Here is a 25,889-nt window from a genome sequence, read left to right as displayed (position 1 = left end):
ATGGCAACAATTGGATTGGATAGTTTGTACTATGCCAAAATCACAGAAGATGAAAGTGGCATTGAGACCTATGGCACACCTAAAGTGCTGGCAAAAGCCATGACAGCAGAACTTAGTGTAGAGCTAATTGAAGCGATTTTATATGCAGACGACGGGGCATCAGAGGTTGTGAAGGAATTTAAAAGCGGAGCGCTCAGCTTAGGGATTGACGATATCGGCTCCTTGGTAGCTCAGGATTTGACAGGGTGTAAAATCGACAGCAATAACGTCGTTGTTTCAAGAAGTGAAGATGGTGGATCGCCGGTGGCTATTGGGTTTCGTGCCAAGAAGGCCAATGGAAAATATCGCTACTTTTGGCTCTACAGGGTTATCTTCTCTGTTCCCGCCACAAGTCTTGCTACTAAGGGCGACTCCATTACTTTTAGCAGTCCCACCATAGAAGGAACCGTCTTTAGAAGAAACAAGTTAGATAGTGAAAACAAACATCCTTGGAAAGCGGAAGTTACTGAAGGAGATAATGGTGTATCGGTATCAACTGTAACAAGCTGGTTTACCTCAGTTTATGAACCAGATTTTACAGCAGTGACGCCAACCATTATAATCACAACTCAACCAGCGGGACTGACCGAAGTTACCGAAGGGAGCATTACTGGAAGCCTTTCTGTTGTGGCAAGCTCCAACACTTCAAACCCTGTGACCTATCAGTGGTATGAAAATATTACTGACAGCACCACAGGCGGCACAGCGATCAATGGAGAGACCTCTGCAAGTTTTGATATTCCAACAGACCTTGTAGTAGACACTTACTATTACTACTGTGTGCTGGGGCTTAGTGGCGCAGAGTCACTTACCACATCCGTTGCTACAGTAGCGGTTTCTTAAGGAGGAATAGCAGATGGTAGATGAAAAAATAAAGCTTGATGAAGCAGCAGAAGAAAGAAGTACCTCAATTGATATTGGTGGCACACAGTTTAAGATGATTCTGACCACCAAAGCGACCAAGGAAATTGCAAAGCGCTATGGTGGACTTGAAAACCTGGGTGAAAAACTGATGAAAAGTGAGAACTTTGAAATGGCTCTGGAGGAGGTGGTTTGGCTCATCACTCTTCTGGCCAATCAATCCATCCTGATCCACAATATTAGAAATAAAGGCGAGAAAAAAGAACTTCTCACAGAAGATGAGGTGGAGCTATTTACCACCCCTTTTGACCTGGCTAATTACAAGAATGCCATTATGGCCAGTATGCTGAAAGGCACGAAAAGAAATGTGGAGAGTGAACCATCAAAAAACGAAGTGGTCGGGTAAGTGATCAAGAGTTATTTACCCGACTCATTTATTATGGCACCGTCCACCTAAATAGAAACGAAGATGAAGTCTGGCTTTTACCCATTGGTTATCTGATGGATCTTTGGGAGTGCCACAAGCAGTTTACTGGCATATCAAAACCAAGAGTAGATTATACAATCGATGAGGTTATACCAGAGTTTCTATAAAAATTCTATCCAACACCGTAAGAGGTGTTTTTTATGCCCTGAAGGAGGTGAAAGTATGTCAGACTTTGGACTGAAGATTGGCCTTGAAGGCGAAAAGGAATTTAAAAATGCACTTCGCGAAATTAATCAGGACTTTAAGATACTAGGTTCAGAAATGAATCTGGTTACCTCACAGTTTGATAAGCAGGATAAATCCCTCCAGGCAGTTACTGCAAGAAATGAAGTCTTAAACAAAGAAATCGATGCGCAAAAGGAAAAAGTCGCTACCCTTGAAGCAGCTTTGAAGAATGCCGCTGAATCCTTCGGGGAAAATGATAAACGAACGAAAGCCTGGCAGGTTCAGCTGAATAACGCTAATGCAGATCTCAATAAAATGGAAAAGGAACTGGAGGATTCTGCTGTTGATGCGAATAACCTCGGGGAACAGTTAGAAGAATCCGGTAAGTCCGCAGAAGGCGCTGGTGGTAAATTCGGGAAGTTTGGAGGAGTTCTTAAAGGGATTGGAACTGCGATGGGTTCTGTAGCCCTTGGTGCTGGAGCTGCAACCATCAAACTTGGTGCTGAGATTGTCCAGCAGTTTGGTGAGCTTGAACAGAACCTTGGTGGTTCCGAGGCTGTATTTGGAAAGTACGCTTCTTTGATTCAGAAAACTGGTGAGGAAGCCTACAAAAATCTGGGTGTATCCCAGAGTCAATATTTAGCCACAGCCAATAAGATGGGGGCACTTTTTCAAGGCTCCGGAGTTGAACAGGAAAAGAGTCTAGAACTGACTGAAAAAGCCATGCAACGAGCTGCAGATATGGCATCAGTAATGGGAATCGATATGCAGGTAGCCCTTGACTCAGTAGCAGGTGCCGCCAAAGGTAACTTCACCATGATGGATAACCTGGGGGTTGCCATGAACGCTACAAATATCGAAGCCTACGCTCTTGCCAAAGGATTAGATTTCACCTGGGCATCGGCATCAAATGCAGAAAAAGCAGAAGTGGCTATGCAGATGTTTTTTGAAAATACGGAGCAGTATGCCGGGAACTTTGCAAAAGAGTCCACCCAAACGGTCACTGGATCCATTGGACTTTTACAAGCGGCGTTAGGTTCGTTTACCGCAGGTCTTGGAAATGCCGATGCAGACATGACAAATCTGACTCAAAATCTCGTAGATGCTTTCCAGTCAGTAGTTGCCAATATTGTACCCATTCTAGAAAATGTCGTAACAGCGCTACCTGCAGCAATGGATGCCATCCTTCTTGCCATTGGAGATCTACTGCCTGTTCTTCTGAGTACTGTGACAGAACTATTTAGTCAGGTTCTAGAAACACTTCTTAGTCTCCTTCCTGAGCTAATCCCAGCAGCGGTAGATGCGGTTATGACCATTGTTGGAGCGCTCATTGAGAACTTACCGCTTTTAATTGATGCAGCTGTTCAGCTCATTACTGCTTTAGTCATAGGATTCGGAATAGCACTACCAGAACTCATACCTTCCATGATGGAAGCCATTATTTTAATCGCGACAACTCTAATCAGTAATCTGGACCTCATTTTAGATGCAGCTTTTCAAATAATCAGTGGGTTAGCTCAAGGACTCTTAAATGCCCTCCCTACATTAATTGATGCTTTACCTCAAATCATCAACAGTATGATTAATTTCATCACCAGAAATCTACCAAGACTCATTGAAATGGGTGTCCAGCTAACCATACAACTTGGTATGGGGTTACTTAGAGCGATTCCGCAGATTGTGGCTCAACTTCCCCAAATCATCTCGTCTATCGTTTCCGGACTTTCCAGAGGAATTCCATCCATATTGGAGGTTGGAAAAAATATTGCAAGAGGCTTATGGGATGGTATTGCCTCGATGATTGGTTGGCTTGGAGAGAAAGTGAAAAGCATGGTCAACGGTATTGTAGGTGGTGTAAAAAAAGTCTTGGGGATTCGTTCACCTTCCAGAGTCTTTGCTGGCATTGGATCTAATATGGGTGAAGGTATGGGAGAAGGTTTCACAGAGGCCATGAGTGGTGTGGAAAAAGATATGTTAGGCGCAATACCTACAAATTTCAATCTTGATACTAGACTCAATATGGATGATACGCTTCAAGGCTTTCATCCTAATAGAGAGATGACTTCAGTAATACAGCATACAGGAGTGATTGAGGTCAGAGGAATTAATACAAAGAATGAGCTAACTGGTGTGGTTGAAATCATTATGGACCAGTTTAGAAGGGAGGCCAGAATCTGATGATTAGACTTGAAACTTCTAAAGGAGAAGTCTTGTCGAAAATTCTAAAAGACCTCTCTCCCTTTGAACATGTTTCCAATCGTGTAGTAAACCGGCTCTTAGATGGCAGTTATCATGTTCAGGTGATCGGTAGTCCCCTTAAAAGCACAACAGGAACAATCGTATCCAGTTTTAGGCAGGCAGAGAAAATCAACCTTCTAAGTGACCTTGGTACCCCACTGGTACTGATCTTTCTTGACAAAAAATATGTAGTCTACATCGAGGAGAATATTTCTTGGAAACGGATTAATTTTGCGCATGGTAATTTAGATAAGAGTCTTTTTGAAGGAACCATTAAGATGGTTCTCAAAGAGGAGGTGTCACCTTGAGAAGTGTCACCCCCCATTTGAATGAAAAGCTGAAAAGCACACAGCAGACTCCAGCGAATAAGGCTGATCCAAAGATGAGTATAAGGGTAAGTAGGGCTAGAACCACCGTAATGGATTCAGACTACTGGACCGTTGAAACCATAAGGACAGCGGATAATTTAGGGGACATATCCCTAGCAGCAAGAAGAAGAGTTCCCTATGGGCAACCTGACAGCATCTATGAGATCCATATTGAAGGCGGTATCGTTAAAACATCAATCAGGAAGTATCCTGACTACTTTAAACTTGGATGGGTGCATCAGTTTGAACTCGGAGAAGGTAGTGCTGTGGCCATAGCCTTTAATGGAAACTGGCAGCTTCATAGAAGAAAATGGAGACTTGCAACGGAGGAGAAGCCCTTTATATTCTGGGTGGATTCAGATGGAGTCTTATGGAGTCAGCTATGGGATTTAAGTGAGACGAAAAGGCAGATCTCCTCTTCAGTTACGAAAGTCAAAGCCATAAGAGGCTGGAAGAATGTGAACTTCCCGGACAAGGACCAAGGGATCATCGTCTCCTACATTAAAAATGATGGGAAGGTATATTATTCAAGCTACTGCCAGACAGTGGATTTTACAAATGTATGGGAGCCTGAAAGGCTGCTTGCGGAGTTCACTGCTACTGCTGTATCCCTCAATATGTTTATCACCAATGACTTTAGGATGGGGTTTACCATTGAGGATTCGTCAGGAAACATACACTGGATGGTCACGGAAAGAAACTGGGCAGGTATGGCCATAGCAACAGAAACCATAAAGCCATATTTAGAAAAGTCCAAAACAGAACTCATAAAGATTACCTATCATGATGTGTTTGAGCCTGCAGAAACTATTAGGGTTTACACCCCTTATTCATCCGGCTTAGAACACATTTTTCATGATGTCTATAATAAATTGTTATGGATCGAGAACCTTGATGATGGAAACGGTGACTGGGGCAGAACCATACAGTTTGAAACTCTTTACCCCATGCATGAACTACAGGTGGTTAACCTATTTCTGGAAGATGTGTACTTTGGAATGGTGATCCCTGTTGGTAGTGTGACTCATCTTGGAGGAAACAAATATCAAGCTTCAGTATCTGAGGAAACTCTAGTCGGCATGAACAATGCTCAAGGGAGTGTCAGACTTACCATTAAGAACCTTAAAACACAGCTTGGTCTTATGATGGACGATTTCTTTATTGAGTTCACACCAGTCAATCTGGTACCAATTGAGATACCGCTACCTGTGGTGGAGGAGGTGTGGAATGAGTAAGAGTGAAGGAAAGAAGATCGCCATTAGATTTAGTGACAGAGTGATGGGAAACCTTGAGATACTCCCTAAACTACCCTTTATCGTTGGAAAGTTCATAAACCTATTTGGGTTCTACGGGGCAAGCAGTACTTATTCATCATACTATCCCTCCAATGCCTTTGATGGATCTACTTCTTCCATGTGGTACACAAGGACTTCTGGAGAGCAATGGATTCAGGTAAGTACCGTAAGGCCCATAAGACTGGGAGGCTTCAGGTGGTATTTGGGGAGTAGCTATAGACCAAAGGATTTCAAGGTTCAAGGAAGTGACGATGGAGTCAACTGGACGGATCTATTTACTGGAACAAGTGAGGATACGCAAGGATGGAAGGAATACTACTGGCAGTATTCAGATGCTTATCTTTACCACAGATGGACCATAACCACTAGATATTCAAGCTACCTATACCTTTATGAAATAGAGGCGTTCGTTCATGATGAAAAAGCGATTAAGGTAAGTGGTCTTCAAAGAGATTATGTGGGTGGAGAGCTGAAGGAAGTAGACTATGCCATTAAGAAAATCGAGCACCACCCCACAGAGGAAAACACCCTTCTTATTACTTTGCATGATAACTATCAGGAGGCCTTTGATGAAGTAGAAGGTGCCATAACGATTCAGTACAAAGGTCAGTTGGGAAACCTCATCGGATATGGTGGAGCTGTGGAGGACTTTACAGTAGGCTTTGATCCGACAGAGCTCATCTCCTCACCTAACCCTGGCATCGAGGAAAGGTTAACGGTTGGAGTTAATACCGGAGCAGTTTTGATACCAATAACCTATCACGATATTTTTGACCTTTCTGAAAGAATTCGAGTTGTGGGACTTACCATAACAACCCAGCTGATCTACTCAAGTATTGAAAATCCATAGGAGGAACGAGCATGAGGACAGAGATAAAGCCCAAGTTTCACAATAGATTTGACATTGTAGTAACCAATGTGGAGACGGGTGAAGTGGAATTAAAAGGCCAAGCTGAAAATATGGTCCTTGATAGGATCTATACCAGGCTTGTGGCATTTAGTAGTTACTTTGACCAGATCGTGTTTGGCACTGGTAGTGGAAACATGGATCCAACCAGAACCACACTTTTTAACCGAGTGGGCAATAAACCTTGCTCCACCGTAGAGCTGATCAGGGCATTTCCTGTATCTAAATGGACCAAATCCATAAGACTTGAAGCGACTGAGTTTAACGGAAATATTCTCACAGAAGTTGGTATCAGTGAAACTACAACTAATATAAACACCCACGCAATGATAACAGATGCCGAAGGAAATCAACTCACCATAGAAAAGACTCCAGTTAGGATCATAGATATCTATGCCACGGTCTTTGTTGAATTTGATGAATTTACAGATGGTGGGGAATGGTATACGACTCTAAGAGACTACCTGGCTGGTGCAGGAAGTGTACCCTCTAACACCCTGGCCATATCAACCAGCAAATATTTATGCCAGCCCAATGTTGGCATGAGTGCCACAGTTACCACAGATGCTGTAGCGAGAACCAGAAAGCTCAATTGCCAGTTCAGTAACTATGCAGTTCTTGGGATTGAAGCTACAGGAAGCAGATACTTTGGAAAGACCTTCAAGGATAGAAAACTGGACATCCCGGTGGATAGGCTGATTTGGACTGGTGTTGGCTCACTACCTGTGACATACGACGGAGAGATGTATTATGAGTATGTGGTTTCAGCTGAAGAAGCCGCAGCCAATAAACTATTCCTAAACTTTAAGACCACTGATATTGAAGAAGTCAAGGTAAATGGCAATGTGATCACAGACCACTACTTTACTGAGTTTGGCGACTTCAATTATTCAAGCGAGGAATTTAGTTTTCTTGATGTTCTAGTTATTCCAACGTCCTATGCAAAATGGACGGAGGTAATCAATAATCATTACTTCCATACCGGAACAATCAGTAGTACGAGACAATGTGGTATGGTTGAGCTTTATTCTGAGGAAGGCTTTAATTTTGTTATCAGCTTTAGGACAAGGCAAGGGTTTGCAAGAAGCTTTTATGATTTTGCCACGAAGGATAACTCTGAAGATGCATGGGTTAATTACATCACTGGTCTTGGAAATAGTACAAATGAGACCACCTATAGATATATCCATATCAACACCACTCAGAAGTATTTGAGAATTAACTGCTACATCACAGAAGGTTATGGAAGCATGGAGTTCTTCGATTGGCAAAGCTACCTGCTTCCAATTATGAAGTTCAATACTACAGTTCTTCAGGAAGGAGATATCGTGCTCATTAAAAGGCACCATATCAACGAGATACCTAAGGGTACCAATTATCTTCTTAATGCCGAGGCTATTTTAGTACTTGGGGAGGGGGTTTAATTGGATATTGTGTTTTCTACGACCGGAATCATAGGTCAGGGAAAATACCCTGACTTTCTTCAGTTTCCAAAGACAGAAGGACAGCTTTTTTATCTGACAGGTGAAGAATTATATGGAAAGCCTACTGAAAAATTAAACGGTGAGTATAGCTCTCCCACCTGGCTCTCTCCTATAAAGATAAGTCCTGATGTTACAATCAAGCAACTGGAGCTTCAAATTCTTCAGGGATTTGGTGTTGTGGGAAGCTATAGAACCTCTGATACCCATAAGCTATTAATCTATGAGTTTGCTTTTGAAATGGAGCGATACCTTAACAGCGGTTCCATTAAGCATTCCATGGATACACCTATCGCCTCCTTTACCTTAGGTCTTGATAATCCTATGAATGAAAATCCTGAGTATGAAGGTAATGTGTCCATATCAGAAGAATCAAGTCTTCTTTCTCCTGGTAGCAAGGTGGAATTTGAACTAGTTTTGGGAGATAGTGAACCTTACCCAATGGGCGTATTCTATGTGGATCGAAGCAATTTTTCTCTTCTATCTGAAGCTGTCAGTGTGGATGGTAGAAACATAATAGGTAAAGCCCTAGGGGATCAGAGCTTTGATGAGGAGAACTCATACCCCTATATGGTGCTCCACGAGATTTTGAAGGATATACTTTTTAGGGCAAACATCAGCTCAGATGAGATGCTTGTAGAAAATACGAGCACTTATTCAGGATATCAATTTGATGCGAACATGAGCTGTCTTGAAGGAATCATGGAGATTTTAAAAGCTCTGGATGGTTGGCAAGTAAAAGAACTTGTAGATGGAACGGTGGTCATAGGTTCATCCAACTATGCTGGTTTTACAAGAAACACCACCTATACCTTCTATAGAGATAAGGACATTTTTACAAGAAGCATTGTAAGGGATGATCAAGAAGCTTATAGACGAGTATGTGTCCACAACCAAGACTTCTCTCTTAAAATTTATCGGGAAGTTGAAACCTATACTGGTTGGAATCTACAGGCTAACAAAACTCTCTACGTGAATGTCCCTGAAGGAACTTCAGTAAGCGATGCAGAGCGGTATGCAAACCAAATAGGTTTAAGACTTCAGTATGTCGGGAAGATCGAGAGTTTCACCGGTCCATTCAGACCGCAGCTTATCCTTGGCGATGAAGCAGTAATTGTAAGTGATAAAGCTACTTCTAGCCTTGGACTTATTACTGAAATCACTCATAAGTTTGGGAAAGATGGATTCTACACCGATTTTACAGTGGACAGTGGAGGAAGGTTTGGTAAAGGAAGACTTAGTGACTACATTGGGAAGATCACGAAGGATAAAACAAGTAGTAGCAGGGTTTATGAATAGGAACTAACACCTTTTGATTAGGGTGTTTTTTTATACACAAAAATGAAAGCGAGGGAAACTGATGAAAGAAATATGGACATATACACAAATGGTTATTGCTGGTACTGGTGGCTGGTTGGGGTGGCTTTTAGGAGGTTACGATGGTTTTTTATATGCTCTGATTGCCTTTGTTGTCTTGGATTATCTCCTTGGCGTCATGTGCGGTATTGTTGAGAAGCATTTATCCAGTGACGTTGGTGCAAGAGGTATTTTTAAGAAAGTGGTGATTTTCTCTTTAGTAGGTGTAGCACACATCATTGATCAGAATATCATTGGTGATGGAGGTATTCTCAGAACGGCAGTGATTTTCTTTTATCTGTCAAATGAAGGAATCAGTATCATTGAAAATGCTACAAGACTGGGACTACCTATTCCAGAAAAGCTTCGCGATGTATTAGAACAACTAAAGGATGGTGGAGATAAAGCCGAAAGAAAGTAATAAATTATTTTGCCATTTGAACATTTTCTGCATATGTAAGTTATGGAGGTGTTCAAATGGTATTTATAAGTTGTAGTTATTGCAAAGAACCACTGTGTGTCATCAATTACAAAGTACTCAAGAGTGACAAAATGGTGATAAGGAACTATCAAGAGGAATGTCCGAGCTGCAAGAAAACGCTAGATTTCTTCTGGCACGAAAACAGTGATCAGATTTTCGATGAAGAAAAATTGGATTAGCTGAATAAGATGTCATCTCCTTCGTATAATGCTTTTGGAGGGGATGAAGATGACAAAGACCAGATGTACCTGTGGTAAAACAGTGATCATGCGTGAGTATAGGATGCACCTTGAGGGGACATTGACATTCAGGGACTATTACGGTAGATGTCCAAGTTGCGGAAAAGAAATTGAAGTGAGGGACTTGGATGAAAGAGATTTAATGGAACAGGATTATGAATGTTAAAAGAAGCGTCATGGGTTAACACCTGTGGCGTTTTCATTTTGGAGGAGAATATAAATGGAAATCAAAACAAAATTTATGACAAGAAATGATTGTTATACAGCTGGTAGAAAGATTGCGCCCAAAGGGATCATGGTTCACTCAACGGCCACGCCAGGAGTCATGGCGGCGGGTTGGTTTAGTCGATGGAACAAATCCTACAAGGCGGGTGAAATCAATCGCCAGGTCTGTGTCCATGCCTTCTTAGACGATAAAGAAGTCTGGCAGTACCTCCCATGGAACCACAGAGGCTGGCATGCTGGAGGAGATGCGAATAATACCCACATCGGTTTTGAGATTTGTGAACCGGGTGGGTTTTCTTATTCAGGGGGTTCTACCATGGTCGGTTACGATGTGAAGAAGCATGAAGCCTACTTTAGAGCTGCCTTTAAGAATGCCGTTGATCTTTGTGTCCATCTTTGCAGACAATACGGACTTACAGAAAAAGACATCATCAGTCATGCGGAAGGTAACAAGAAGGGGATTGCTTCTAACCACTCCGATGTCGGGCATTGGTTCCCCAAGCACGGAGAGAGCATGGACACCTTTAGAACTGCTGTAAGAAAGGCACTGGTGAGTGAGTCTTCTACTGGGGACGATGGGGATTTTGAAGTGGGAGATATCGTTGAAATCAAAGCGTCTGCCGGTCTGTATTATCCAGGAGGGCCTGCAATCCCGTCCTGGGTAAAGGGAAGTTACCATCTGATTACCCAAACCCAATCTGTTGGGAAGCCTGTGGTAAAAGGCGGCAAGACCTGTGTGCTTCTTGGCAAGAAAATAAATAAGAGTAATTGGGAAGACAGTGATGGGATTATGACCTGGGTCGATAAGGACTTCATTAATCTGATCAGTAAGGGTGTAAAGGCAGATACAGGAACATCCGAGGGTAAGAAGCTTTACCGAGTTCAGGTAGGAACCTTTGAAAATAAAAATAATGCAGATGCGCTGATGACTAAACTGAAAAAGGCAGGGTTTGATGCTTACATGAAATTCGAATAGGAAGCGATGGAGTTTAGGTATGAGTTCTCTTTTAAAGTTATGTGTAAAACGGGTGCAGATAGCACCATCAAAATGTATTAAAACCCTGATGGAAACAGGGAACTGGAGAGTTGATGCGAAGGCATTGGCTCTCTTGTTTTTTATCCTGTTTCAGCCAGATAGTACTGGATAAATACTCGGTTTAGAGTGATATATGTAATGACCGAAAAGCTTTGAAAGCCAAGTGTTTCTAAGGCTTTGAGGATTTTTATTTTTATTCTTTGGATTAAGACAATTACGCAACATGATGCGAATCCAAGGATGAAAAGAAAGGAGGAAGAAAGGATGCAACCAAATGTCCAGGAGATCCCTGTTCAAGACCAGGGATTCAATATGCACACAACAACGAGATTTACAGCCATGAAACCCACAGGCGTCACCAAAGAACCGAGGGTGGCCGCCTACTGTAGGGTGAGCACGGAAGAGGAGCTTCAGCTTGGGTCACTGGAAAACCAGATCATCCATTATACGAACTACATCCGGTCAAAGCCAGAGTGGATTTACGCAGGGGTTTATTCAGACAAGGGAAAGTCTGGAACGGATATGTCCAAAAGGACGGGCTTTAACCGCCTGATTCGAAATGCCCTGAACGGAGACATTGACATTATCATCTGCAAATCCATCTCAAGGTTTGCAAGGAATGTCGTGGATACCATGGATATAGTAAGACAGCTGACAGAAAAGAACGTCCAGGTGATTTTTGAGAAGGAGAGGCTTAATACCAAGGATATGACTAGTTCGCTGCTGATCAAGATTCTTGCTACCTTTGCCGAGGAAGAAAGTAAAAATACCTCAGAGAACATAGAATGGGCCTTGAACAAACGGTTTGAAAGGGGTGAGGTAGTGGTAGGACAACTCTTTGGTTACCAGATCAACAAAAACAAGGAGTGGGAAATTGTCGAAAGGGAAGCGAGAATCGTAAGAGAAGCTTATGACCTCTATTTGACGGGTTATGGGCTGAAGGATATCTCCACTCACTTTATAAGAAGGGGCTACAGAAAACGTTCTGGAGAGATAGACTGGGATGGCGGTAATATTGCCAGCATGCTTACCAACGAAAGATACACGGGGGATGTGCTGAGCAGAAAAACCTATACCTTGGATTTCAGATCACATAAAAAGGTTGTGAATACAGGTCAAAAACCACAGTACTATGTGGAGGATCACCACGAAGGCATCATTTCTAAGGAAGATTTCGATGCGGTTCAGAATATTATGAATAGAAATAAAACGGAAACAGAAAGAGGAACCGTTAAAAGAACGCCTATGTCAAGCAGAATCATCTGCTCGAGCTGCGGAAAGAACTATCACCGCTATGGTATGCAGACAAGAAAAACACGCTGGAGATGTTCATCCAATATTAAAAGCAAGCTCTTATGCAAAGCACTCCCTATTGAAGAAGCGAAGATTGACAAGCTCCTCATTGAGGGCTTTGAAAGAAGGTATAGCATTGACAACAGAACCAATGACGGTCTTCTCATTAAGCATCTGATGAAGGAACTATCCAGTGCAGAAGCAGTCAGAGAACGAGAACAAAACCTGTTGAGGGTGGAACTCGAGAAATGTCTGATCGCTGAGAATCGGGCGATTATAAAAAACGAGGATACAGAAGATATCCGAAAACAAAGAATGGAAATAGAGGCAAGAATCAATGAAAAGGCTAAGCTTTGGGAGGCGTTTGACAAGGATCACGCCTTTAGAGAGGCTTCACTGAATAAGCTAAAAACCCTGAAGGGTTCAGATAAAGCCATCAATCAACTAATGGATACTGCTTTCATAAGAGCCTGGGTGATTCACATAACTGTGGAGTCACCTTATTTATTTACCATCAAATGGATTGACGGAAGTGAAATGGTTGTTGGACAGCTGAAGGGAGGGCTATACGATGACACAAAATAGAAATGCACCTATGAATCCAAGAGTAAGAGTCATACCTGCCAATATGAATGTCCCAAGAGGGGAAGATGGAGAAGAGAAGAAAGTACGTGTGGCGGCATATGCCAGAGTCTCCACACTGGAAGAGGATCAGCAGTCCAGTTATAGGCTTCAGGTTTCATATTTTGAAGAGTACATCAACCGAAAGCCAGACTGGGAACTCTACAGAGTCTACAGCGATGAGGGGGTGACAGGAACCAACACCAGATACCGAACAGGATTCAATGAAATGATTAAGGATGCCAAAGAAGGCAAATTTGATTACATCATCACAAAATCCATCAGTCGATTTGCCAGAAATACATTGGACTGTCTGACCTATGTCAGGATGCTTAAGAATCTGGACAAACCAGTGGGCATCATCTTCGACAAAGAGGGGATCAACACCTTGGACAGCCAGTCTGAAACCATCCTGGTGGTCATTGCTTCGGTAATGGAAGAGGAGAGTAGAACCATCAGTGCCAACGTAAGCTGGGGTGTTACAAAACGCTTTTCTCAAGGGATCCCCCACATCCCCACCACCTATTTCCTGGGTTACGATGAAGATGAAGAAGGTAATCTGATTATTGACGAAGCCCAAGCCAAGACGGTCAGAAGAATTTTTAGAGACTTCCTCAATGGGAAGGGAACACCGATCATCGCCAAGGAACTCACCAGAGACAAGGAAAAGACGGCAAGGGGCAACACCAAGTGGACCAGTGATGCGGTCTACAAAATCATCAAGAATGAAAAGTACTGTGGCCACGCCCTTTGTCAGAAGTCAGTCACCCTGGATCCACTCAGCCATAAAAGGGTAAGGAACAAAAATCATAAACCACAGTATTTCATCCGAAACCACCACCCACCAATCGTATCAGAAGCAGACTGGAATGCTGCTCAAAAGGAGCTGGATAGACGCAGAAAAATGCTCCATGATCCAGACGGGAATTACAGAAGCTGTTACAGCAACCGAGCGCCATTTTCAAATATGCTCTTTTGTGGCCACTGTGGCATGCCCGTTAACAGAAGGCGCATGACTTCCAGGAAGAACGGTAAGCCTTACAAGTTTACTGTGTGGCACTGCAGAACTGCATCCCAGCGCGTTAAGTGTGACATCGAATGCAACGAGAAGTACATGTGGGAAGAAGTCATCGAGGGCGCCTACAATCAGATGCTCCTTCGCATGACAAAGGAGCTGGACCAGATAAAAATAGACGGTGAGAAAGCCATCAGAGAGGTCAGCCTGACCAAGGAAGAAAATGAACGACTGGAGGAACTTGAAGAAATCATAGACCGCATCAGTGACCAGATCAGTGATATGAGCATGCGGGAAAATGTGACAAACGATTCGATCTATGATGCCGCCTTAAGAAACCTTATCTATGAAGTTCAAATCTATCAGCAGGAACAGGAAATGCTCATGAGAAACAAGGATGAGAGCATTAAACTAACAGAGAATCTTGAATTGCTACTGGGTTATCTCAAGAGACTGGATGACTTTGAAACGTTTGATGCAGAGATGTTCAAGAAGATAGTGGAGCGGGGCATTCTTCATAAAGATTACGGATTGGAATTCATCTTTAAATGTGGCGTCAGTCGAAAAACACAAGGCTGGAAGCGAGGCAAGAAACCAATTGAGTCACTGGATATAACCGACTTGACCAAGATAGACAACAAACAGGAATAAATCCAGAAGCAGAATAAAAGAGTAAATATAGAAGAAACTCCTTAACCTAAGGAGATTGTACTTGCAATATGTTTCATACAGAGGGAACATACCGACAAGCCAATCTTTATAAGGGAAAGGAGTTTTTTAATTGAATGAAAAAGATAAGGCCATGTGGGTCCATACGCTGTGGGATCCTCTGGATGAAATGCACCAATCGCCACTTAATAGCAACAAGGAAGGGATACGAGTAGCCGCTTACTGCAGAGTAAGCAGCGGGAAGGAAAATATCAACTCACTGGAGAACCAGGTCAGCTATTACAGTAACTACATCTACAACAAACCAAACTGGAAATTCGTTGGCGTGTATATGGATGACGGCATTTCCGGTGGCACTATAAGACATCGTCCTGGGTTTATGAGGATGCTCAGACATGCCAAGGAAGAAAAAATCGACTTGATTCTGACAAAGAGCATCGCCAGGTTTTCAAGAAACACACAGGAGTTCCTTGAAGTCATTCAGGAGCTTAAGGATACAGGTACGACCCTTTATTTTGAGCGTGAAGGTGCAGAAATCTCAAAAGGGGTCAGCTCTTTGGTGGTTGAGACCCATGCCGCCATGGCACAGGAGTACATCGAAAGTCTATCCAACAGTATTAAAATGTCCTATAGGAAGAAAATCAATGAGGGCTTGCCGCATTTTAATGAACCATATGGATATAATCTGGTGCAGTCTGATACAGGATCTGAATTAGTGATTCATGAAGAGGAAGCCAAGGTGGTACGGTGGGTATTTGATCAGTTCATTAAAGGTCAAAGCTATACTGATATTGCCGGTGAAATGATTAAAAAAGGAATAAGAACAAAGAAAGGGAATGAGAACTGGTCTTCAGGAAAAATCGGAAACATCATAAAGAACTTTTCTTATACAGGGAATAAACAATCGTCGAAAAAGAGAAAGGATCTATTGACCGGAAAATATATCGAGAGTGAAAGTAATGGAGAGTCCTTCCTGATTTTGGACAGTCATCCCCAAATCATTGCACAAGAAACCTTTGATAAGGCCCAGATGAGAGTACAATCCATCACAAAGCCTAGGAGAGCTAAAAAGAAGAAAATGGAGAACCCCCTTCGCTCGAGAATGGTTTGTGGTCGTTGCGGGAAGAGCATCCTAATGAAAGGGATCTACAGTTATTGGTGTGCAGATGCTATTATATCTTCGGATTTGTGTGATGCGGTCAACTTAAAAAGATATGAACCGATGGAGATGGGGCTTCAGGCAATCTTCTCTCGGATGCTCGGAGTAAAGCTTGAGGTGCAGAAAGAGCGAGAGAAAATAAGGTTTAAAGTTCATGATCCCAAAGAACGCAGTGAAGCGGAGCTGAACAATGACTTTTTAATCGTGTTGAGGGAGCTTGAGAAGATGCTTAAGCGAATCAATCAAAATGATAATTTTGAGTTTCACCGACTGAAATTCTTCACAGAGATAGAGATTGCAACCATAAGGGCGCAGGATGAGACGGTAGATGAATTGCGAGAAGCTTATAAAGTCTTCGAAGAGAAGGCTAATAGAATAGAAGAGGACAGGAAATACCGTGAAGAAGCATTGGATTGGCTGAAAACAGCTACAGACTTAAAGATGTTTATAGAGAGCATGACAATTGAGCGAGTGAGAGCTTGGATTTTATCATTCACTGTTTTCTCAAACAAGGCATTTTCCGTGGATTGGATTGACGAGACTCAAACAATCATAGGCGAAGAGGAGATATCGAGAATTAGCGAAGCCTTCTCTAAAAAGAAAGCGGAGCGAGAAAAGAAGATTGTAAGCCAAAATGATCTGGCTCCTACTAGCAACAGAACACCATTAATAGAGATATCAAAGAAGGAGAGTGTGAGTATACAAAGCATTAAGAGGAAAGGAGAAGAGACAGTGCCTACTTTACAAAAAAAACGTGACATGACTTCATATGGTTCACCACCCACAAGTTTCAGTATGCCTGATGTGGTTAAACTTGAAGACGGACTTACTATAAAGGATTTGGACGACCTGAAAAACAGCATCCTTCGAAATAGAATGAGCAAGCTTCAGGGTGAGGAAAAGAAGAAACTCCGAGTGGCGGCCTATTGCAGAGTGTCATCACTTATGGATGAGCAGCAACTTTCCTTTCAAACGCAGCTGGCATATTACAATTATAAAATCCTCTCCAATCCCTCGTGGGAATTTGCAGGAATCTATGCGGATGAAGGGATTTCAGGAACCAACAAAGAGCGAAGAGACGACTTTAACCGAATGATCAAGGATGCAAAGTCTGGTAAGATTGATATGATTCTCACCAAATCGGTATCCAGATTTGGCCGCAACGTAGTGGATGTATTAGATACCCTGAAAGATTTGAATGAACTTGAAAAACCTTGCATCTGCTATTTTGAAAAAGAAGGACTTAAAAGCAATGATCCCAACTCCAGGCTGATATTGTCCTTGATGGCAACCGTTGCAGAAGAAGAGGTGCTCTCCCTGTCAAACAGTATCAGTTGGGGCATGCAAAGACTAGCACAGCGTGGAACGGTAAATAGAGCAACAGATATCTATGGCTACCATATCGATAAAAATCGTGTGTGGCACATTGTAGAGGAAGAAGCAACGGTGGTCAGACTTCTGTTTGAAATGTACGCTGAAGGTAAAACCATTTATGAAATCATGGATTATTTGAGAAAGAAGCGGATAAAAACCAAAAAAGGAAATGACCGCTGGCACTACAATACCATCAAAATAATCCTGGAGAATGAGAAATACATCGGGGATTACGAGTACCAGAAATATGTATCACCCAAATTATTATCGGATCAAGGCATAAAGAAGAACGATGGATTGCTTCCTAAATATTACATTGAGGAGCACCATGAAGCGATTATTGAAAAGGAACTCTTCGAACGTGTTCAAGAGCTTATGGAGGAAAACCGCAGGAAAGACTATATCAAGAAGAACAAAGATGGAACTGCAGGCCGTCCTTGTTACTATAAGAAACTCATATGTAAGGAGTGTGGGCACCTGGTAGCCAGATATGGGGAAGGGGATGGAACTAAACATGGAGGTCTTTGGCGGTGCAGAAATTCGAGTAAAATTAGTGGATCCACCTGTAAGGTGAAGGAGTCGGTACTAGGGTACTACCTGGACTATAATTTCCATAAAACAATCTGCAAACTGCATGAAAGCAAACGGTTCATAAAGTGGATGAATGACTATCTTGAGAGCCTTGAACTTTCAGTTGATGAAAAGACACATATGCAGAACTTGGAGAAAGAAATCAAGGAAATGAATGAAGAACTCTATAAGGCGGTTGATTTGCAAGTATCCGAAAGGGGAAAGGATACCACACTGATCAATAACCTAACAAACCAAATTATTGACCTGAGAAATCAGCACACCGAGTATATTAATCGCATTGAGAAAAAGAAGGATGAGGAAAACAGACTGAGCCGCCTCGTAGAAGCCAGCAAGAAAATGAAGATCCTTAATGTAAAACAGTATCACAACATGAAACCTAGGATTGAAAAGGGTGACAGCCTTTTTAGCATCAAGGAGAAGACAAATAAATATACATTGATAGACATCGAAGTAAATGACTATTTTCCTGAGGCGCTCTTTGAAGAGCATGTGTTAAGTGCCATGATGGATAAGAAGGGTAATATTAAATACCGATTTGCAGATGACTTTGAGTTTTGGATTTATTATTCAAATGAAGATTACACAGAAGAGCTGGAGGAAGCAATAAAAGAAACCAAGATGGAAGAGCTTCTAAACTCGAAAGAGGTTAAGAAAATAAAAGCCTACTGCAAAGTGCCAAGAAAGCCCAAAGAGATATTTGACCATCTGAAACTTGAAAATCGGAACCAATTTAATAACAGGTTCATAATCCCACTATGTGAAGCTGGAAAACTTGTCTTGATCCCTGGACAGAACATGTTTCAGAACAAATACAAGTGGCAGAAAGGGAAATCCTAAAGGAAACTATTTTGTACTTCTTCTCATAGATTTTTGATTGACTCAAACCTACAAATATGTTAACATAACTGTAAACAATGATGAAACCTATGTTCGATGAAAGAAGGTAAGAATTATGTCCACATTATTGCAAACTGCACTCGGAGAAATTCAAAAACTGAATCCAGGTGAAGAGTTCTTGGTCAAAGATCTCTTTAAAGGTTATGAGTGGAAAAGATTTGACTTGAATGAGCGGCGAAACTTGGGGCGGTTCTTCTGTGAACCAACACAAAATCCCTATCTGCAAAATGGCGATATCATTTTACTGGACAAAAACAATGCAAATCAACAAGTCTACAGAAAGAAATAACATGTGAGCGCGGAGGGAGAGGAAGATAGCTCCCTCCAATGAATTATAAGTGCATCGGCTAACCGATGAGAAGATTCACAGTCGTTTGATTAGCATCATTGATCAAAGGAACAGTATTGATTCATTGAAATTATCTTTAATATAATGGAAAATCATGATAACATATTGACCGATTGAGAAAAACAAATTTGTCTAATGAGAAATATAATCCTAGGAGGAAATGAACCTGTGAAGAAACCATATAAAGGCGTTTCTCTTTTTACGGGTGCAGGTGGGATGGATGTCGGTTTTAAGGCTGCAGGCATTGACGTGCTTTGGGCCAATGAAATCGATAAGGATGCTGCCAGGACTTTTGAAGAGAATAATCCTAATACCATATTAAGAAATCAAGACATTAAAGAAGTGATCCATGAGCTGAATGACTATAAAGGTGTAGATGTTCTCTTCGGCGGGCCTCCTTGCCAAGGCTTCTCGGTGGCGGGCAAGATGGATCCAAATGATGAGCGAAGCAAACTCATCTGGGAGTACATGAAGGCTGTAGAGATTGTACGTCCTAAAGCCTTTGTCATGGAGAATGTTAAAGCGCTTGGAAAACTTACAAAATGGGAAGACGTCAGAACTGAGATCGTAAAGCAGGCACAGGATCTCGGTTATTCATGTGAATACGTGATTTTAAACTCCGCAGATTTTGGAGTCCCTCAAAAGCGAGAAAGAGTATTCTTTATTGGAATAAAGGATAAAGAGCTGACACATGAAATGCTGATGGAACGCCTAAAAGAGTATACGGAAAAACCTAAAACAGTCAGAGAGACTATTCTAGAGCTTGGTGAAATAGGGTCGGAAGATAATCCTATCACCTGCAGTGCAAAGATAACATTAGCTCAGAAACCGGTTATGAGAAAGTCTCCATATGCGGGAATGATGTTTAACGGCATGGGAAGACCAATCAACATTGATGATACCGCCAATACCCTGCCTGCATCAATGGGGGGAAACAAGACGCCAATCATTGACGAAGTACTTCTTAGAAACCCTGATGAACATGACTGGGTAGTGGATTATCATGCCCAACTGATGGAGAATCCAGAAATTGCAGAATACAAGGAAGCACCATCAAGATTACGAAGAATTTCAACAAAGGAAGCAGCGGCAATACAAAGCTTCCCAAAAGACTACATTTTCCATGGACCAAAGACCTCAGTTTATAAACAAATAGGAAACGCAGTGCCTTGCAAACTTGCAAGTGCAGTAGCTAAGACGGTTCTTAGTTTTATTGAGGAATAAATTTTATATACAATTCGAAGCCTCCACTTGTAATGCAGGGCGGGGGCTTTTTTGTATGCTTAAAATTACTATGAAGTTAAGTGGTCCATGTATGGTCCATATGATAAAATGTAGTCAAACCAAATACAGGAAGAATCATTAACTGGAAAGGGGCGATTTTTTGAACGGTTCATTGGTTTACTCATATATTGAAGATATTGCTAAGAGAATACATGATCCTGCTTTAAACGGCGCTGCATCAGTCATGGTTGGGGCGGGATTTTCGAAGAATGCAGATGTGGTTGACGATGAAACATCCGCACCAAACTGGGAAGAACTTGCTGTGTCGATGTTTGAAGCTTTGTATCAGAAACCAGAAGATGAAGCAGAAATAAAAAGATGGGAAATCCAAAAGATCAGGAAGACCTCGGGTAAAAACGTGTTGAAACTGGCCGAGGAATACAAATCGGTTTTTGGACGAAACAAGTTGAATAAATTCATTGAAGCGAGTATCAATGATGACATATACATCCCAGGAGATCTGCATAAAAAATTGCTATCATTGAACTGGAGAGATGTGTTCACTACCAATTATGATACTCTTCTGGAAAGAACCATCGATAAGATAAATGTAAAGTTTAACTATAAGATCCTCACCAGTCAAAATGATTTGCCTGGAAGCACTCATCCAAGAATCATTAAACTTCACGGTAGTGTTGACAGTGCCAAACACTATATTATTTGTGAAGAGGACTATCGTACGTACCCGGTTCAGTTCGCACCACTGGTAAATACAGTACAGCAGGCCATGCTTGAAACTCAATTATGTTTAATCGGTTTCTCTGGCGATGATCCAAACTTTTTAAGTTGGCTTGGTTGGCTCAGAGACAATATGGGCGAGAACTGTCCTACTATTTACCTGGTAGGCTTATTTCAAAATATGAGTGCTGCAGAGAGAATGACGCTTGAAAGCCAGAACATTACCGTTGTGGATTTAGGTGATATGTTTAAAGGAGAAGTAGGGCATCGGGAAGCCTTAGATGCTTTCTTGGACAAGTTGATAAATTATGGAAAGGAAAAGGGCAAAATATTTGAATCGGATCCTTATAAATTTAAAGCACGTAGTTTTGATTTCCATAAGACCATCGATGATGAATACTTCGAAGTAATGGATGAATACCTAACTAGAATGAAAGAAAAGACAAATGGATACTTGGCTTTTCCGAATGATCATGAAGCCAGTGGATTTACAGAGTCTTTAAAGCACCATTTATCAGCCTTTCTGAAACTGGAACCCTCTAAATCACAGATAAGTTTATTATCGAAGATGGTGTATTCGTTAAGACGGGGATACATAATATTAGAAGATCCTGAAGCTAAGAAGATACAAATACTTCTAGACGTAATACCTGAAGAAGAATTGAAAACCGAAAAAGCTCTTGTTTCGTCCTGGTCAGAGGTGGCTCTCTATCTATTGGAAATGTACCGGATAGATGGAAGGAATGAAGATTACAAAGCTTTGCTGACTAGAGTCGAGAATGTGACTTCAGAACTCGATGGTTACACAAAGGAAGAACTTCAAGTAGAGAAATGCAAGTTTCTCATTTCAGAATTTGACTATGTTGAAGCGGCTAAAGCAGTAGAAAAAATTGATCAACATGTAGCTCTGGACATACAGTTGAAAAAAGTATTTTTATACAAGCAAATAGGTGAGGACGAAAAAGGGAAAGCTCTGTTAAGACAAGCATCAGCCCTATTATCCCAGAAAAAATATTCTGAGAATAAAACTGCGTCATTGAGAGGGTTTTTAAACCTATGTGCAAGATCATTGATTAATGGGCTAGGTGAGAAAATTGACGACAGTTTCTCGGATAAAGAATACAATTTAAATGCCTATAACGTTAGAAATATATATAATCAGATCAAGAATGAGGTTAGTAATTCATTGTTATTAGCCCACACTGAATCACGGGGAGAAATCCCAGGATTCAACCCAGGCACATACAAGGTAACTTACGGAACGGCAACCAGAAAAGAGCAAAATGCCGTATCAAACCCATTAAAATATATAATGTTTCAAGATCTGCTCTGTCTACCAAATACCTTTAGTGATCATAATGACATTTTGGCCCTTGCACTTAAGGAAATAATACCTACAAGCCAGATTCCTACATGGAAATGGTCAGCAATAATTCGCTCGAATGATTCAAAAATCATTAATTCGTTTTTAACCAGAGAACGTATTATTTCAGCAGAAACAAAATGGGTTGAAGAAATGTTTGATCAATTAAGCAAACTATCCGAGGTATTTCCTTCAACAAGAAGGTTTAGAAGCGAACGGAAGATCATTTCACAAAAAACAATCTTCGATGTGTTGTCGAGATTTTCAATTGCTATAGATGATGGAAGGATAATCAAATTAATTGATAAAATGGTTGAACTTAGAAATGAGGCAGATGACATTGATTCTATGGATTTAAATGAGTTTTTCAATAAGTTAAAGCATTCGATAAACTCGAAGGTTTTTTCCCACTACTTCTATACATTATTAGAATCTGAATCCTTTCCAATAGAATTTTTGGCAACATTCGCAGGAACTAAGGCAAAGATAGAATCCCCTATTTTAGCAGATGCAATATACTATAAGGTAATAATTGAATTAAAATCAAAGAACGAGGAAATCAGAAATAGAGGTATTGCTAAAGCTGTACTTATTAAAGATTATTCTAACTATAGAGAGTTTGAATCAAGAATAGCACAGGCGCTTTGGGAGCAGATTAAAGGGAATGGCTTTCCGGAAGGTAACTTCTTGTACGTGTGGGGGTGGGAAGACTTACCGCATCCTAATGATATTGAATTTAATGAGTTATACTACAACTATCTTAAAAGCCCGACCTTTAACCGTTCTGTAAATGGTGGGGTAATTGCCAAAAATAATTCTACTGAAAGTAGCGTAAATGAATATATACAGTTGTTTAGAAGGGTTTCTGCTTTCGGTAACAAGAGTGCAAGTAACCTAGGATTATCATGGGAACCCGAATACTTCCTCAACACAGTAAAATATATCTATGAATATATCGATAATGAGAAAAGTGTACTCAACTATAAAATGAGCCTATTTGGAATGGGTGAGGAAGGTGAAAAGAGATTTGTCATGTTGGGCGATTTTATTGCTATGCTTTCGGCTCAAGCTCATTTTTCCAATGTGTACACGGATGATGTGAAGGCGGCAGTCAACAATGTGATAAAATTACTCAATGAGATTGGTATCTCCACAATTTCATTAGAATTAACGGACAAAGTTATTGCAGGGGATTTAACTGAGAGAGATATTAAGCATTTAATGAATCGGATAATAGTCGGTTCAAGGGATGAACTTAGACAAGTCATGAATTCACTAGATATACTATTAATGCTTGAAGCTAATTCTATTAGCAATGTAAAAGTGTCAAGCCACCTCGTTGATGTGATAAATTCACTAAAGTATTTTGAAGCTGGCAGAAGCAGCTCTGTGATCTATCAACTGATATTTTTAATCGATCATCCGTTACTTACAATAGAAACTTACAGAAACATTATTATTGAAGCTTTTCGAGAAAATCTTGATAAGTTAGATCTCTCACTTAATGAATCAGATAGGGATCTAATAGAGAGCATCTACAGTTTATCAATGCTGGCAAGAAGATACTACGATAGTTTGATTCGAGATGGAATTAGCATTTCAGATAAATTTGTGAGTATTATAGAAGAACTTAGTCAGGCAAAACTAAAAGAAGTTAGATATATGTGGGAAAATATTCTATCCAAGTAGAAGGTTAAATTGCGTCTTTGACTTTGATATTTTATAGAAATGAGGGGTCTATTTACTTCAAAAAAAGGCCGTTTTTTGCCCTGTTTTGAAAATAGATGATAAGTATTTTTGAGAATATCAACTATTTTAGCCTCAATAGAGTTATAATAAAACGTTTTAGATTTCGCTCATCACGCTGTGATGGGCCTTTTTTATTGCCAAAAATGAAGAAAACAGCGAAAAATCCAGCGAAATTAGGGATTTTACTTGACAAACATAAAGGTTGTTGTTCCTCTGTTCATCAATCGAGAATCAAGGCGATATCTACGGTATGGAGGCGAAGATTACAATGAATTAGACAAGAAACTGCTGTTTTCACAGTTTCTGATGTTGTTATTATTTCAATTGCTCATTGGAATAGTGATATGGATTTTATCTAAATTGTTTATTACTATTGGTGATAGATATTTTATTATCAGAATGGTCGGAATAGCATTAATCATTGTGAATACTAGATACATGCTATACTACATTCTCCAAGCCACCAATAGGATCAAAGAATATGCGCAAGCAACTATCATAGATAGAGTTATATATATTATAATTATTACGATATTAGTTACAATTGGCATAAGAGAATACAAATTAATGATTATAGCGGATTTAATTGGAAAACTAATTTCTTTGATTTATGCCAGTTATCTCTGCAAAGATATTGTGATAAATAGGTTCAGTGATTTTCAACTGAATTTGAATGAGACAACAAAAAATATCAGCGCTGGAATAAAGCTAATGTTTGCTAACATTGCAAGCATTTTGATAATTGGTATTGTGAAGTTTGGTATTGAGAGGACTTGGGATGTTTCAACTTTCGGGAAAATCTCTTTAACATTAAGTGTTTCAAATATGACAATGGTATTTATAAACGCTGTTGGGATAATTATGTTTCCAATACTCAGAAGGACTAATCAAGAAAAAAGGATTAATATTTATACAAATATGAGAGATTTTTTAATGATGATTCTTCTAGGTTTGTTGATGTTGTATTATCCGATAAAATCTTTTGTGTCTGCTTGGTTACCGCAGTACGCTGATAGTTTAAAGTATATGGCATTGCTATTTCCAATATTTATTTATGAAGGTAAAATGGCTTTATTAATTAACCCATATCTTAAGACTTTGAGAAAAGAACAAATGATGTTGAAAGTGAATATTATTACCATGATTTTGAGTCTATTTTTAACATTGGTGACAACTTTAGTATTTAGAAGTTTGGATTTTACAATATTGAATATTGTTGTTTTGCTTTCCTTAAGATCTTTTGTAGCAGAATATTACTTGGCAAATGAACTTAAGATAGCTGTAGTAAAGGATATTATTTTAGAATTATCACTAACATTAATATTTATTCTTTCAGGATGGTTTATTAATTCGTGGTTAACTACACTTATCTTTACAGGTTCATATCTATGTTATTTAATAATTAAGAGAAAAGACATAATTAATACCATTGGCAATATTAAAACCCTTATAAAAGCTTAGGAGGATTAGAGAAATGAAGACTATTTTAGTAACAGGTGGAGCAGGATTTATTGGAAGTAATTTTGTGAAGTTAATGCTTGAAAAGCATCCAGAATATAAGATTATCAACATTGATGCCCTTACATATGTTTATGGCAATATAAAAGTAGATAGTATTGCAACGAAAATCTTAGAAGCTTGAACAAACAAAAAAGGCTTGCCAGCC

General features: G+C 40.4%; 18 protein-coding genes and 1 pseudogene. All 19 read left to right on the top strand.

From position 1 onward, the window contains the following. On the top strand, positions 1–882 hold the full coding sequence (locus C3945_RS07655) for a major tail protein (RefSeq protein WP_161879111.1): 882 nt from the start codon (positions 1–3) through the stop codon (positions 880–882). A gap of 13 nt (positions 883–895) precedes the next feature. Continuing rightward, positions 896–1,306 (top strand): hypothetical protein, encoded by a 411-nt coding sequence (locus tag C3945_RS07650; protein ID WP_161879110.1) that lies wholly within the window; start codon positions 896–898, stop codon positions 1,304–1,306. A 342-nt stretch (positions 1,307–1,648) separates the two neighbouring features. After that, positions 1,649–3,730, top strand: coding sequence for a phage tail protein (locus C3945_RS07640; protein ID WP_202623318.1), 2,082 nt, complete (start codon positions 1,649–1,651; stop codon positions 3,728–3,730). Beyond that, positions 3,730–4,098: a hypothetical protein gene (locus C3945_RS07635; RefSeq protein WP_161879108.1), complete on the top strand. Its 369-nt coding sequence runs from the start codon at positions 3,730–3,732 to the stop codon at positions 4,096–4,098. The genes C3945_RS07640 and C3945_RS07635 overlap by 1 nt, the downstream gene beginning before the upstream one ends. Then, the gene (locus tag C3945_RS07630) at positions 4,095–5,393 is read left to right on the top strand and encodes a hypothetical protein (RefSeq protein WP_161879107.1); all 1,299 of its coding nucleotides are present in this window, start codon (positions 4,095–4,097) and stop codon (positions 5,391–5,393) included. The genes C3945_RS07635 and C3945_RS07630 overlap by 4 nt, the downstream gene beginning before the upstream one ends. Beyond that, positions 5,386–6,303: a discoidin domain-containing protein gene (locus tag C3945_RS07625; protein WP_161879106.1), complete on the top strand. Its 918-nt coding sequence runs from the start codon at positions 5,386–5,388 to the stop codon at positions 6,301–6,303. Before C3945_RS07630 ends, C3945_RS07625 begins: the two co-directional genes overlap by 8 nt. A gap of 11 nt (positions 6,304–6,314) precedes the next feature. Continuing rightward, positions 6,315–7,784: a hypothetical protein gene (locus C3945_RS07620; RefSeq protein ID WP_161879105.1), complete on the top strand. Its 1,470-nt coding sequence runs from the start codon at positions 6,315–6,317 to the stop codon at positions 7,782–7,784. After that, the gene (locus C3945_RS07615) at positions 7,785–9,140 is read left to right on the top strand and encodes a hypothetical protein (RefSeq protein WP_161879104.1); all 1,356 of its coding nucleotides are present in this window, start codon (positions 7,785–7,787) and stop codon (positions 9,138–9,140) included. 61 nt (positions 9,141–9,201) lie between these two features. Next, positions 9,202–9,618 (top strand): phage holin family protein, encoded by a 417-nt coding sequence (locus tag C3945_RS07610; protein WP_161879103.1) that lies wholly within the window; start codon positions 9,202–9,204, stop codon positions 9,616–9,618. A 288-nt stretch (positions 9,619–9,906) separates the two neighbouring features. Further along, entirely contained in the window at positions 9,907–10,083 is a 177-nt protein-coding gene (locus C3945_RS07605) for a hypothetical protein (RefSeq protein ID WP_161879102.1), read from the top strand. Positions 10,084–10,137: 54 nt separating this feature from the next. Then, on the top strand, positions 10,138–11,118 hold the full coding sequence (locus C3945_RS11965; RefSeq protein ID WP_161879101.1) for an N-acetylmuramoyl-L-alanine amidase: 981 nt from the start codon (positions 10,138–10,140) through the stop codon (positions 11,116–11,118). A 324-nt stretch (positions 11,119–11,442) separates the two neighbouring features. Continuing rightward, positions 11,443–13,056, top strand: a complete 1,614-nt coding sequence (locus C3945_RS07595) for a recombinase family protein (protein ID WP_161879100.1) — start codon at positions 11,443–11,445, stop codon at positions 13,054–13,056. After that, on the top strand, positions 13,043–14,758 hold the full coding sequence (locus C3945_RS07590; protein WP_161879099.1) for a recombinase family protein: 1,716 nt from the start codon (positions 13,043–13,045) through the stop codon (positions 14,756–14,758). Before C3945_RS07595 ends, C3945_RS07590 begins: the two co-directional genes overlap by 14 nt. Positions 14,759–14,888: 130 nt before the next feature. Further along, positions 14,889–18,740, top strand: coding sequence for a recombinase family protein (locus C3945_RS07585; RefSeq protein ID WP_161879098.1), 3,852 nt, complete (start codon positions 14,889–14,891; stop codon positions 18,738–18,740). Positions 18,741–18,855: 115 nt separating this feature from the next. Further along, entirely contained in the window at positions 18,856–19,089 is a 234-nt protein-coding gene (locus tag C3945_RS07580; RefSeq protein ID WP_161879097.1) for a single-stranded DNA-binding protein, read from the top strand. 228 nt (positions 19,090–19,317) lie between these two features. Beyond that, complete coding sequence (locus C3945_RS07575) at positions 19,318–20,373, top strand: DNA cytosine methyltransferase (RefSeq protein ID WP_237585512.1); 1,056 nt, start codon at positions 19,318–19,320, stop codon at positions 20,371–20,373. Positions 20,374–20,533: 160 nt separating this feature from the next. Then, positions 20,534–24,163 carry an SIR2 family NAD-dependent protein deacylase gene (locus tag C3945_RS07570; protein WP_161879095.1) on the top strand — a complete coding sequence of 1,210 codons (3,630 nt, stop codon included), beginning with the start codon at positions 20,534–20,536 and terminating at the stop codon, positions 24,161–24,163. A 627-nt stretch (positions 24,164–24,790) separates the two neighbouring features. Further along, on the top strand, positions 24,791–25,684 hold the full coding sequence (locus tag C3945_RS07565) for a hypothetical protein (RefSeq protein ID WP_161879094.1): 894 nt from the start codon (positions 24,791–24,793) through the stop codon (positions 25,682–25,684). A gap of 13 nt (positions 25,685–25,697) precedes the next feature. Further along, positions 25,698–25,826: pseudogene (locus C3945_RS07560) on the top strand (GDP-mannose 4,6-dehydratase); the annotation flags it as partial. Positions 25,827–25,889 lie beyond the last annotated feature (63 nt).

It is taken from the genome of Alkalibacterium sp. MB6, assembly GCF_009935905.1.
Classification (GTDB): Bacteria; Bacillota; Bacilli; order Lactobacillales; family Carnobacteriaceae_A; genus Alkalibacterium.
This window is presented reverse-complemented; position numbering and strand designations above follow the sequence as displayed.

Coding starts and splice junctions, on each gene's coding strand:
- C3945_RS07655 (WP_161879111.1), top strand. CDS start 1: ATGGCAACAATTGGATTGGATAGTTTGTACTATGCCAAAATCACAGAA.
- C3945_RS07650 (WP_161879110.1), top strand. CDS start 896: ATGGTAGATGAAAAAATAAAGCTTGATGAAGCAGCAGAAGAAAGAAGT.
- C3945_RS07640 (WP_202623318.1), top strand. CDS start 1,649: ATGAATCTGGTTACCTCACAGTTTGATAAGCAGGATAAATCCCTCCAG.
- C3945_RS07635 (WP_161879108.1), top strand. CDS start 3,730: ATGATTAGACTTGAAACTTCTAAAGGAGAAGTCTTGTCGAAAATTCTA.
- C3945_RS07625 (WP_161879106.1), top strand. CDS start 5,386: ATGAGTAAGAGTGAAGGAAAGAAGATCGCCATTAGATTTAGTGACAGA.
- C3945_RS07620 (WP_161879105.1), top strand. CDS start 6,315: ATGAGGACAGAGATAAAGCCCAAGTTTCACAATAGATTTGACATTGTA.
- C3945_RS07610 (WP_161879103.1), top strand. CDS start 9,202: ATGAAAGAAATATGGACATATACACAAATGGTTATTGCTGGTACTGGT.
- C3945_RS07605 (WP_161879102.1), top strand. CDS start 9,907: ATGACAAAGACCAGATGTACCTGTGGTAAAACAGTGATCATGCGTGAG.
- C3945_RS11965 (WP_161879101.1), top strand. CDS start 10,138: ATGGAAATCAAAACAAAATTTATGACAAGAAATGATTGTTATACAGCT.
- C3945_RS07595 (WP_161879100.1), top strand. CDS start 11,443: ATGCAACCAAATGTCCAGGAGATCCCTGTTCAAGACCAGGGATTCAAT.
- C3945_RS07590 (WP_161879099.1), top strand. CDS start 13,043: ATGACACAAAATAGAAATGCACCTATGAATCCAAGAGTAAGAGTCATA.
- C3945_RS07580 (WP_161879097.1), top strand. CDS start 18,856: ATGTCCACATTATTGCAAACTGCACTCGGAGAAATTCAAAAACTGAAT.
- C3945_RS07565 (WP_161879094.1), top strand. CDS start 24,791: ATGATTATAGCGGATTTAATTGGAAAACTAATTTCTTTGATTTATGCC.